The sequence below is a fragment of the Parabacteroides gordonii MS-1 = DSM 23371 genome (assembly GCF_000969825.1).
In the GTDB taxonomy this organism is placed as follows: Bacteria; Bacteroidota; Bacteroidia; order Bacteroidales; family Tannerellaceae; genus Parabacteroides; species Parabacteroides gordonii.
On sequence record NZ_KQ033919.1, the window covers coordinates 139820 to 152447 of the forward strand.

Genomic DNA, 12628 nt, shown 5'->3' on the forward strand with positions numbered 1-12628 from the left:
CCATCATAACATCAGACTATGACGATACGAACAAATACTAATCCTCGGCAGATGGACTTGCAACCCGAAATGCGCAATCTACTGATGCGTAACGGACTTCAAGCCCATGTCGCATTTGACGGAGGCGGCTACCGGCTGATTGTGCAAGGGCATGATTCACCGTTATTGGTCTATCCTATAACAGAACGACAGATGTTGGCTCTGACGGACTGGGGAACGAATACGGCCAACAAGAAAGCCTACAACATACTCACGAGTATCATAGGAAAAGACTTCTATATGCCGAAAAATTTCGTCCATGCCCGCAATGCCAACGGTCGCGTGGCAATGGGGCTACATGGCTACCGCATCGGTATCGGTGAGTACGGACACATGGGGCGACTGGGTATGCCCCCTCCATTCCTTGGTTGGACACCACGCGAACAGTGGGGTTTCCACCTACGCAGAGTTGGTGGGCAGCTTTTCTTTCCGGGGCCATCCATCGTACCCGAACGCCCAGACGGGCGCATGAAGCCCGGCGAACTGCAATCGGGTGGCTACGGCTTTTACTACAAAGGCGGTCAACAGGAGCAACCCATTGTACAGCAAGATGTATTGAAGAACTTGCAGGAGGTCATTACACCGCTTGTCAGCCGTCCGCGCAGCAAGGAACCGGCACAAGCATACAAGGAGTTGATTGCTTCACCAGTCTATTTTTCCAACGAGAAATGGTCGGAGTGCCTTACTTCGCACGGTCTTATCGTGGATATGGAACGGAGGACACTGACCGTACAATCGGAAAGTGTCAATGCCGATATGGTCTATGACCTGACGGAAGAAGAAGTGAAAAAACTGGCTACCGCATCCATCGAGGAACAACCTGTAGAGAAACGGTTGGATCTGCTGAACGGCATTATCGGAGCGGACTTTGCCGATAAAGTAACGATAGAACAGCTCAACAGCGAACAACGCATCAGTATCGGCCTGCATCCCGAAGTGCGGCATGAACTGGAAGAACGGCAGCGGCAGGAACAAGAATTATTCATGCAGCAAGAAACTCCGATGCGGCAGGAATACATACAGGGCAGTATCGGTGCAGCCGTGGACGGTCGTGACCTGCAACTACTCAACGAAAGCAAAGGCTGGTATCGTGAGGAGAAACATGGCCGGGAAGTAGAGGTCAGTGACATTGCCGTGCAACCGGCACAGACGGAGGGTAAATACAAGATGTCCGCTGTTATTGACGGACAGGTCATCAGCCACGAAATCAGCCAGAAAGACTACGACAAGTTTCTTGCTGTGGATGATTACCACCGGATGAAACTTTTTTCGAAGATTTTCAACGAGGTGGATATGAAGACACGTCCTGAAGCGAACAAGGGGCTTGGCGTGAAGATATTCGCTGCCCTTACCGCCGGTGCTGTGGTGGCATCGGAAGTCGCACATGGCTTCCATCACCACCACTCTCCGGAGTTCTATGGCGAACGTTTCAGCGGACCGCCACATCCATACTTCAAGCCCGGCGTAGATACACCGAGAGATGTGGCCATCCGTAATTTCGAGGCACAGATGAATCAAGATATTAATGAAATGAGAAGAGGGAGGTAAACCTATGAGAGACGGAGACCTTACATACGATGACTTTCTGCAACGACTAAACATCCAGGACGTATTGATTGACGCAGGGTATCACCTGAACCGTCGTGACGGTCTGCGCTATCCCTCGTATGTTCGTTTGGACAGCGACGGCAGACGTATCCGTGGTGACAAATTTATTGTGACACAACAAGGAAAATGCTGTTTCCACGCACAACAACAGAAAGTTTATAACATCATTTCCTTCATCAAGGAGCATCCGCACTTTTTCACGGAGTACCATGCGGGTATGTCTCCGGACAGACTGGTGAATCTTGTCTGTAACAGATTACTGAACATTCCTGTCACTGAACGGAAAACCCGAATAGTGAACCCTAAACGAGATGTAAAGCCATTTGACATAGCGGATTACGACATTCATAAGTTCAATCCGCAGAATCGGGAAACGCAGAAAAAATTTTATCCTTATTTTAAAAGCCGAGGTATCGACCTTTATACACAATATGCCTTCCATCGGCATTTTTATCTGGCTACGAAACATCGGGAGGACGGTGCGACCTACACGAACCTGTCCTTTCCACTAACCCTGCCCAAAGGCGACGGAGCGATTGTGGGACTTGAAGAACGAGGACGTGCCCGTATGGACGGGAGCGGCAGCTACAAAGGCAAAGCCGCAGGGAGCAATTCAAGCGAGGGACTGTGGATTGCCAGCCCTGCCCGCACTTCTCTCACCTCCGCCAAACATATCTATTGGTTCGAAAGTGCTTATGATGCGATGGCATATTACCAACTTCATCAGGCACAGAACAAGGATCTGCGAAAGGCGGTATTCATCTCTACCGGAGGGGCACCGAGCCAGCAGCAATTCAAAGGAGCGATAAAAGCAACTCCCCATGCCTCACATCATCTTTGCTTCGATCATGACCGTGCCGGACAAGTCTATGCTATCCACTTTGCTCTCACTCATGCAGGCTGGAACTTCTCCACCTGTCTGTCACAAACCGGCAGACTGATTGTACAGAACAACAGCGAAGACTATTCACAGTATGAAATAGAACTTGAACCATTCAATTTTGAAAAGATTACAGCCATACTGGGTATAAATGATGCAAAACAAAATTTGAAGAATGGGGAGCGTGACGACATGGGAATTGGTGACGGCTATCTACAGGAAATGAGAATGGTTTGTATGGATGAGTACGAAATGGCTCGTGACGAAGGTTCTGCCAGTGAGGAAGAATTAGAGAAAATGAGAAGCAATCTGGAAGCCATCGAAAAAGCGATTGATGCTTCCATTTCCGGTCCGGAAGCTACAGGATGCATCTTGTATGAATCTGCCGCAGAGGGTTATAAGGATTGGAACGACCAGCTACTCGGCAAACGGATAAAACCAGAGAAGGACAACCTTGACGATTGGGAGATCAGCGGTAAAGCCACGCTGAATCATGCCTTGTCCGATTTGCCCGAAGTCAATCCGGAACATATCCGAAACGGATTATACGACGAAGCGGACCATGAGGCTGTGCGAAAGCGTCTTGAACGTGCGGACAGAGTAATATTCTCCTTTGAAACCAATGACCAAGGAATGTCAGATAAGGGTTTTCAGGAAATGTACAAGATACGGGAAGAACTTGCTCGGTTGGAAGTGGATATAACCAATTCTCTTTCCGGAATGAGAGAAGACTTTCATTCCCGTTTTCACCGATAATCCATAAAACCTATGCAGAGAACTTGTCACAAAACCATTGTCATCCATCCACATACCGGGCAATTTGTCATCAACGAGCTGCCCACTCTCGTGCTGTGCGGCACTGTATGGGTGTACGGAGGCATGGAAGGGCTGCCATTGACAGCTATTGCCACAGTAATTGCCTTGATGCTCTCGTTACTGTTACTCTACCGTTATCTCTACCTGCGGCGAATCCGTTATTGCATCGGTACGGAACAACTTGTCAGCGAATACGGTATTATCCGTCGCAAAGTGGATTATATGGAGCTATATCGTATCGTGGATTTTCAAGAGCACCAAAGCCTGCTGCAACAATTTTGTGGGCTGAAAACCGTACGTATCCTTTCAATGGACCGAAACACGCCCCGTCTTGACCTGATCGGTATCTTCCATCGGGACGACCTCGTGTCAATTATCCGTGAACGGGTAGAAACTAACAAACGAAAAAAGGGAATATATGAAATCACGAATCATTAGTCTGGGGCTGGTTGCCTCGCTGGTATGCCTGCTTCCACAGGTGGCAGAAGCCCAAATTGCGGCTTCCAATCCGTTGGAATGGACTGCATTGGCCGAAGGTAACGAACTGATAAACGGGCAGATTGAAAAACAAATAAAGGGACAGACACAAACAGCCTTGCTCCAAAACAGCATCGCTACCGAGTTCAACCAAATTCACAAGTGGGAGAAGCAGTACAACAGTTACCTCAAGACAGCAAGCGGTTACGCTTCATCACTGAAAGCCTGTACGCATCTCTACAATGACGGTGTGCGGATTTTCCTCACGCTGGGGAAATTAGGCAAGGCCATCCAAAACAATCCGCAGGGCATTGTGGCCAGTATGAACATGAACAACCTCTATATAGAAACAGCAACGGAACTTGTCTCTGTTTTTACATTGCTGAATGACGCTGTGGCCAAAGGTAGCAACGAAAACATGCTTACGGGGGCAGAACGCAGCAAGACGCTATGGGCGTTGAACGACCAACTATCGGATTTTAGCCGGAAGTTGCATCTGCTCTATTTGAGCATACGGTACTATACTTTCAATGATGTGTGGAACAACGTAACGGCAGGAATGCTTGACCGTGACAACGGTGAGGCAGCTCGTATGGCTCTGTCCCATTGGCACAGGGCGGCAGCTCTCGTCCGATAAAATATATCAGTTATGAAATGGACAATTTGGATAAGTATATTACTGCTGTGTCTTACCGGTATCGGTGAGGTACAAGCGCAGAATGACCCTGTACTGGCCGGAATGATTGCAGTATATACCGAAAAGGCAGAGAAGGAGCTGAAGAATCAGGAAAAGGTCATGCTGATGCAGACCACCGGACATATTTGGACAAAAGAAGAAGTGCAGGCGACAACAGACCTGCAACGAGAGTTTAATAACTATCTAAACTCTTTCCGGTCAATAGTCTGCTATGCGGCGCAAACTTATGGGTTCTATTATGAGGTATCGAGGCTGACAGACAATATGGGCGACTTCACCAAACAATTGAAGCGAAGTCCAGCCAATACGCTTGCCGTAGCCCTATCCACACAGCGCAACAAGATTTATAGGGAACTGATGATGAACAGCGTGGAAATAGTGAACGATATACGCACAGCGTGCCTTTCGGAGAACAAGATGACGGAAAAAGAGCGTATGGAAATTGTCTTTGGCATCCGTCCAAAGCTCAAAACAATGAACACAAAGCTGCAACGACTGACCAAAGCGGTAAAGTACACGACAATGGGCGACATTTGGCGGGAAATCGACGAGGGTGCACATCCCGAAGCCGATAAACGTAGTATCGTGGACGCAGCCAAGCGACGTTGGCGACAGATTGGAAAGAATGTAAGACCTTAAAAATGTAATGATATGGGAATTTGGGATTCAATATTAAAATATGGCGGCAAAGCAGCAAAAGCTACCGGAAGAAGTATGGGACATGCTGCACTGCATCCTTCACAAACCTTACGGGGCACAGGACAAGCCGTCAAGACCGCAGCCATCGGCGGTGCAGTCGGTTATGTGGGTTGGGAGAAACTAACCACAGATAAGAGCGTGGTACATATCGTAAGCGATGCGGTCATAGGGAAATCGGCTACGGATACCCTTGCAGATGCAGCGGACGGTGTGCGAGAACTGACAAGCAAAGCCGGAGAAGCAGTCGGTTCCGTCAGCGGTACGGTAGCCGGCATAGACTCAAAACTGGGTGGAGTATCGAATTTTCTACGGCAAGTCTCCAATGGCGGAGTTTCCGATATGTTCGGTAACTTTTTCCGTAATCTCGGACAGGGTAACGTGTCGGGATTGAGTATAGCGGGACTGGTCGCAGCAGCATTTCTTATATTCGGACGCTTCGGCTGGCTGGGCAAGATTGCCGGTGCATTTCTCGGCATGATGCTTATCGGCAACAATGCCGGTATTTTCCGCACACCTGATACGAGAAGCATACAACGAATACAGACACCCGCTCTTCCCGTTGAAGAACAGACGAATAGCGGAGGGATGAAAAGATAAGAATAAGAATACGAATCAAATATAATCACATAATGAAATATACAGAAGAAATGATCCTGCAATCCGAAAGTGGATACTGTATGCCTTTTGAAGAACGGAAGGGCAAGGATGTGAAACTATCGCTCGGCTACGGCGAACAAACCGATCCGACAACGGGCAAAACATATTTTCATCATGGCATCGACTTCGATGTACGGTGCTACACGCTGGCGGCTGTCGCCAGCGGTATCGTGTCAGGTATAGGCAATGACCCTATACTCGGCATCTGCCAAACTATACGCTATGGGGAGTATGAAGTGACCTATGGGCATTTGTCAAATGTTTTCGCCCAGTTCGGACAGCGTGTCAAGGCCGGACAGACTGTAGCTTTAAGCGGTGACAAGCTGCATATCGGGATACGCTTCAAGGGTGAGGAACTGAATCCGCTGGAATTTCTAACCATGCTGTATGGGAATATCCAAGCATTGTGTCATGCTGATGGAGGCGAAGCGGCAACATCTCCCAACATGGAGATGGCACTGACCACCGATTACGAGCAGGACAGACAGGAAATAGAGGAATTGATGCTACGTTTCCTGCCCTACTACATGGAAGACTTACAGCGTGGTGCATACCGACTTCCTCCACATACGGAGCAGTCACTCCGCCATGTCTTTACAATGGGAGCAGTCAAAGAATACTTCTATGAAAATATGCCAAGTATATCCAACCCACTCGGACTGGGACATAAAGCAATGCCGCTTGCTTGTAAGGTGCAGAACCTACTCATTGCGGACTTCCTGCATTACCTTGCCCTACGGCATGGCGTGTACTTATCGACGATGGGCGATGATGTAAAAAAAAACTCTACGACGAATCCCTGACCCATAGTGGTATCATTGACCCACTGGCAGAATTAGACATAGACATCCAGAGCTTTGACATACCGAGAGCAGTCACGGTATATCCTGACCGGGCCGGTGTGCGCTGGTGGACGAAAGCATGGTTCAATAACCGGGAAGAGGGCGAAGCATCGGTGGAGATTGAGCGAGAACAAGCGATACGCTTCATTCACGACAACATCGAGAAGGATGTATGGCTGGAAGAGTTTTATCCCAAACAGATGGAAATTTACCACAACGCCATCGAGCAGACAAAAGAGCAATTATTAATGAATAGAATAGGATAAACATATAATACACTATGGACGGAATCAAGCATAGCGGACGGTTTGCAGAAATGGAACGCCTCGTGAACGACTATTTCAACTGCCATATCGCACCCATCATGTCAAAAACGCGGACTGACCTCATACGGAATCAGGGAGAGGAAATGAAAGAATATTCCACCTCTTTAGGTGGTATTCTCAGTATGATGGCATCTTCGGCACAACCAATGAGCGACCCCTATCAAGCACTCAAGGTCACAGGCGAATGGAACTCCAAAACAACAGAGGACTATATCGAGATGTGCAAGACGGAGATTACCGGTTCCGAGGAAATGCAGCAAGACCTTGCGTATATGGCCGGGCAGTGGCGGGATACCGTCGTGCAGGAAATCGGAAGGGCACGTTACAATGAGTTGTCAGAACAGCTCGGTTGTGACCTCGCCTATGCCTATATGGACCACCGGATAGAGGAACTGATGATTGACCGGTTGGTGAAAGAACGTATGCCCAAGTCTTCCGCTGACTACATCATCCGAAAGGCTGCCGAATCGAGCCTGCTGGGATTATCGCAGACGTTAAGCCGTTCACCGCTGACCGATGAAATAGAGGCACGAGGCGAAGCAGCTTACCGCCCGAACAGATGGGAAAAAGGTACGGGATGGATGTTGGGCACAGCCGCAGATACCCTGATGATGGGTGGTACTGGTTCATGGACGGCACTGGCAAAGTTTACCGGTGCAGATGTGGCTATTGCAGCCATCACCAATCATTTTGAAGGCAAGAAGCCTGATACCCTTTCAGTAGAACAGTGCATCAGTAAAGGAGTGTTCGGCAGAGACAGAAACGTATTCGACGATTTTCGCAAAGAGGCAGCCCAAATACAAATCAAAGAGAACACGGCGATTGGTACAGACAACAAGCAACTGAAAAAGAAAATCCCTGTCATGGACTTTGGCTTCATGGAATGGACACAAAACCAGAATAGCGGTTTATTGTGGCCGAATGTACAGAGCAAGGAAGAACAGAAACATGAGGAACGGTACAAGGATGTGCCGATTGTTGTTGCTCCCGGACAGGAAGAAGCCTACTTGCAGTCTTTGGAACAACGTGACAAAGCGAAAATGGTCAGGACAGAACAGGATGAAACTATGAAAGAAGAGAAGCATGAAACTGTTGTTCCTGCCAATGATGCGGAACAACATGTACAAACGATACAAAGTGCGCAAGTAGCACAGGGAAACGGAAACGGTTGGGGCGGACTGCTTGGTATGCTGGGACTGGATGGCATAGGTAATATCACAGGCAATCTCGGTTATGTAATGGCCATGCTCCCTGATGTTCTACTGGGAATATTCACAGGCAAGACAGAATCATTGCATTTGGAAGACAATATGTTACCGATAGCGAGCATTGTGGCGGGTATGTTTGTGCGTAACCCGTTGCTGAAAATGCTCCTGATAGGCCTGGGAGGTATGAACTTGTTGAATAAGGCAGGACACGAAGCCTTGAAAGAACGAACAGAGGGAAAACTGAACGTAACAAATGAGAACAATGTGCAGTACCGACGCTATACAAATGAAACTCTGAACCCACGTATAGTAAACCCTGTATTGCAAGATAGTACGTTGATTGCCACGATAGACCGAGTACCGTGTACCATCCAGTTGTCACCGATTGTAGCAGAAGCCTACCGTACCGGGGCATTGCCTTTGAACACGCTGGCAAATGCTGTCCTTGCCAAGAACGACCAGCTTCGCCAGGCTGCCGCACGGAATTATGAGGACGGAAAACTGGAAACCATCGTGCGCCCACGGGGTATTCAATAATCCTATAATCAAATAAACGATATGAAAGAAAAATCGCAAATCGAAAAGAAAGCCGAGGAAAAACAAATCACCTTGCTTTCTACGGCTTTGAGTGAAGCCTCGAATGCCGGTGGACACTGGCTCAACGCATCAGGAAAGGGATACCCGCGCTTCTATCCAAAGGGTGTTTCTGTCAGCGCATTCAATGCACTATTCATGACGCTGCATTCTGATAAAAATGGATGCAAAACCAACCAGTTCACGCTATTCAGCGATGCCAAGGCACAAGGAGCCTCGGTGCGTGAGAATGAGCAAGGCGTTCCATTTTTGTTTTATAATTGGAACAAGTACGTTCACCGCAATAATCCAGAACAGGTTATCAGTCGTGATGACTACATGAAACTGTATGAAGAGGAACAAAAATTATATAAAGGTGTACATAACCGTGAAATTCGCACTTTGTTCAACATTGACCAGACGACACTACCCTACGTGGATAAGGAGCGATACGAAACGACGTTGCGGCGGTATGGAAGTGCAGTGGAAAGAGGATATACGGAAGCTGACAACCGACGGTTGCATATTCAATTCAACGACTTCCTACTGAGGATGCGAGACAACCTTGTGCCTGTTCGTTTGGATGGAAGCGGTGTACCCCACTACGAAACAGATAAGGATGCGGTCTATATGCCGCGACAAAGAGAGTTCAGACATTATCACGACTATATACAGGAAGCCTTGCGGCAAATCGTGAGTGCTACCGGACACCAACAACGGTTAGCGCGTGAAGGTATGGTGATGAAGAACGGTGTGGCTCCTTCGGAAGATGCTGTCAGACAGGAACGGTTGGTAGTGGAACTGGCTTCAGGGATTAAAATGTTGGAACTGGGGTTGCCAGCACGGTTGTCTGAAGAAAGTCTGAAGACAGTGGAATACTGGTGCCGGGAGCTGAAAGAGAACCCGAACTTGATGGACGCTCTCGAAAGTGACGTAAACAATGCCATCGAAGTAATCAATAAAGCGGAACGGGGCGAGAAAATCGAATACGCCACCATGCGCAACCGGCGAGACACTTCAACCATGCAGGAGCAAATGCCCAAACATTATTTTGTGTCGAACGAGATTCGGCAGCATCCGGATAAAGAAACGAAAAAAATTGTGCTTGTTATTGACCCACAGGCAAAAACCGCAGATGTAATTCTTCCAGCAGGGGCTTCTACAGAGGTAGATAACGAGATACCGGGAATGAACAAGGGACGTATCATGCGAGCGTTGCAGAAAGATGGAATCGAGCAGGTACGCTTCTACAATACGGATGGTGCATTAGGTTATCGACCCGATGACAGTTATTTTGCCGAGAAGATGATTATGCTGGCCCGGCTGAAGAATTGGGCAATGGAGAAGCTCTCCACACTGGACGTGGCGTCAGCGGTCAAACAGGCGAATGAGATCGGATTTGACCACGTAGAGATGATTCAAGATGATAAGAAACGATGGGCACTTTATATCAAACCCGAAAATAAGAGCGGATATAGCATCTATCCTGATAAAGAAGATATAAACCGCTTCTTTTCAACACTCAAGCAAGCGATGGATAACATCGGTAAGGTTCGGATGGAACTGGCGCACAAGTATTATGCGCTGGCCGAGGTCAAACCTGACCTGAAGGTGGATTTGTTCAGCAGCGAAATGCCGGAAATAGACTTGAACCGTATCCAGCGTGTTTCGGTTTTCAAAACCAAACAAGACGGCATACAATGCGTCGCAACTATTGATGGGCAGAAACAGCCTGCCCGAAGTGTCACTCCGCAACAGTGGCAGCGGATGTGGATAGCGGAAGAGCGTGACAGCTACAAACGTCATTTGGCAGCTACCTTATTCGCAGACGTACTACAAAAAGGACAATCGCAGGAGGCACACACCGGAGAGAAACAACAGAAAGAAGCAGAGTTGTGGCCGATAGAAACGGTAGCGCAGGAACGGACGGAATCAGACAACAAGGGTATTTCACCGGAACGGCAGTTGTGGGACAAACTTAAAGCGAATCATCCCGATGCCTTGCAACTGCTTCGCACGAAAGATGGTTATCGGCTCTATAACGAAGATGCGGTACAGGGTGCAAAGATATTGGGCATAACCCTAAAAGAGTATCCGGAAGGGGACATTACGGCTTCAACGGAATTTTCAACGGAGCAGCTCGACAACTATCTGTCTAAGCTCGTCCGTGCCGGGGCACGGGTTGCTATAAGTGACATGGAGGAACAAGAAACACACAGAGGTTTTCATAGATAAGGAGTAAGGAAATGAGCAAGAACCAACAATACGCAATGAAATATGCAGAGTATGCTATGGAGCAGATGCGCCGGTACGGAATCCCCGCATCCGTGACGTTGGCACAAGGCATACTGGAAAGTTCCAACGGGCAAAGCCGTTTGGCGCAGAACGAGAACAATCATTTTGGCATCAAGGCTACGCCTGCATGGATTGCCGAAGGAGGAAGGTATGGTATATATACTGACGATAAGCCGAATGAGAAGTTTTGCAGTTATGACAGTGTGGGTGATTCATACGAACACCACTCCCGTTTTTTAAAAGAAAACAGCCGCTATGCCCAATGTTTTGCACTTTCGCCCGACGATTACAAGGGTTGGACACAAAATATCGAACAGGCCGGTTATGCCACAGGCGGAGAATATGCCGAGAGTCTGCAACGGATTATAGAGCAAAATGGCTTACAGCAGTATGACAAACTGGTGATGCAGGAAATGGAGACACAGGGTAAGCGGTTCGGTACGGAACATAATCCTCTCCGAACGTCTGAAAATTCAGAGTATGGTGCGAAGTACTCATTCCCGGTAGAGCGTGAAGAGTTTCTTTTTGTTACCTCGCCTTTCGGTATGCGGCAAGATCCGATGGACAACACGAAACAACAGATGCACAAGGGAATTGATATCCGTTGCAATGGCGATGCGGTACTGGCTACTGAGAACAACGGGAAGGTGGTGGCTGTGAATCAGAATAAGAACACGCCCGGTGGAAAATCGCTGACTGTGGAATATACCAGAACGGATGGCAGCAAGGTACAATGTACTTATATGCACCTTAAGGAGGTTACTGTAAAGGTCGGTGATGTAGTACAAGCCGGTGGGAAGCTCGGCACATCGGGCAACACAGGTACACGTACAACGGGCGAACATCTACATTTCGGCGTGACAAACTTCTATGCAGACGGAACAAAGCGTGACATCGACCCTGCGGCTTATCTGACTGAAATCGCACAGAAAGGTAATATCAAATTGGAAGTGTTGCACAACGGGAACAGCCTGCTCACCCGATATAAAGGAACAGAAGAGAATGCCGCCGGCAAAAACCTTTCGCCCGACGGATGGATGAAGAAGTTGCTTTCGTCAGAGGATAGCGGTGTGGGAATGTCAGGATGCAATGACCCTATAGTAGAGATGGCGATGACAGCCTTTAGTTCCCTTATGCTATTGGCCGTACAAATCGACAACAAGAACGAGGAGGAGCAAAAGACTGCCATATCCAAACAAATGGATAGTGGACGCATCAATCTGAAATCATTATTACCGGGCATGAAAAACTGCGAACTGGCAATCAGTGAAAATGGAAAGGCTATTCTGCGAGTGAACAATGGAGAACTGCGCATGTCACGTGAGTTGACTACTGCGGAGTTAAGCCGTCTGTCGGCAACACTGAATAACAATACTCTCACAGAAGAAGCCAAAAGGATACGTGTAACCGGTATGCTGAATACGGTTATCCTCTCGGAAGCGGCTTCACAGAATTTTGAACAAGGGATGTCCCAACAGCAGGGACAGACAGAGAACCTAAAAAGATAGAAG

The 12628-nt window shown here is 48.1% G+C and carries 11 protein-coding genes; all 11 read left to right on the plus strand.

Annotated elements, in window-relative coordinates:
• Nucleotides 1-18 precede the first annotated feature (18 nt).
• From HMPREF1536_RS00630 to HMPREF1536_RS00680, 11 genes are read left to right on the plus strand one after another with little or no spacing between them, the layout of a single operon-like run.
• Complete coding sequence (locus tag HMPREF1536_RS00630; protein WP_011203044.1) at nt 19-1587, plus strand: hypothetical protein; 1569 nt, start codon at nt 19-21, stop codon at nt 1585-1587.
• Nucleotides 1588-1591: 4 nt separating this feature from the next.
• Nucleotides 1592-3283, plus strand: a complete 1692-nt coding sequence (locus HMPREF1536_RS00635) for a toprim domain-containing protein (RefSeq protein WP_005777245.1) — start codon at nt 1592-1594, stop codon at nt 3281-3283.
• Nucleotides 3284-3295: 12 nt separating this feature from the next.
• Complete coding sequence (locus HMPREF1536_RS00640) at nt 3296-3781, plus strand: PH domain-containing protein (protein WP_005777243.1); 486 nt, start codon at nt 3296-3298, stop codon at nt 3779-3781.
• A complete protein-coding gene (locus tag HMPREF1536_RS00645) occupies nt 3762-4457 on the plus strand; it encodes a hypothetical protein (protein WP_004308684.1) in 696 nt (231 codons plus the stop codon). The genes HMPREF1536_RS00640 and HMPREF1536_RS00645 overlap by 20 nt, the downstream gene beginning before the upstream one ends.
• Nucleotides 4458-4469: 12 nt before the next feature.
• The gene (locus tag HMPREF1536_RS00650; RefSeq protein WP_004323423.1) at nt 4470-5156 is read left to right on the plus strand and encodes a hypothetical protein; all 687 of its coding nucleotides are present in this window, start codon (nt 4470-4472) and stop codon (nt 5154-5156) included.
• A gap of 12 nt (nt 5157-5168) precedes the next feature.
• Nucleotides 5169-5813 (plus strand): hypothetical protein, encoded by a 645-nt coding sequence (locus HMPREF1536_RS00655; protein ID WP_004308686.1) that lies wholly within the window; start codon nt 5169-5171, stop codon nt 5811-5813.
• Between the two features lie 32 nt (nt 5814-5845).
• Nucleotides 5846-6676, plus strand: coding sequence for a M23 family metallopeptidase (locus tag HMPREF1536_RS00660; RefSeq protein ID WP_011203045.1), 831 nt, complete (start codon nt 5846-5848; stop codon nt 6674-6676).
• Nucleotides 6677-6699: 23 nt separating this feature from the next.
• On the plus strand, nt 6700-6981 hold the full coding sequence (locus HMPREF1536_RS00665) for a hypothetical protein (RefSeq protein WP_009017568.1): 282 nt from the start codon (nt 6700-6702) through the stop codon (nt 6979-6981).
• Between the two features lie 14 nt (nt 6982-6995).
• Nucleotides 6996-8786 carry a hypothetical protein gene (locus HMPREF1536_RS00670; RefSeq protein ID WP_011203047.1) on the plus strand — a complete coding sequence of 597 codons (1791 nt, stop codon included), beginning with the start codon at nt 6996-6998 and terminating at the stop codon, nt 8784-8786.
• A gap of 21 nt (nt 8787-8807) precedes the next feature.
• Nucleotides 8808-11057: a MutS N-terminal domain-containing protein gene (locus HMPREF1536_RS00675; RefSeq protein ID WP_005777234.1), complete on the plus strand. Its 2250-nt coding sequence runs from the start codon at nt 8808-8810 to the stop codon at nt 11055-11057.
• An 11-nt stretch (nt 11058-11068) separates the two neighbouring features.
• A complete protein-coding gene (locus tag HMPREF1536_RS00680) occupies nt 11069-12625 on the plus strand; it encodes a glucosaminidase domain-containing protein (protein WP_004308692.1) in 1557 nt (518 codons plus the stop codon).
• Nucleotides 12626-12628: the final 3 nt, after the last annotated feature.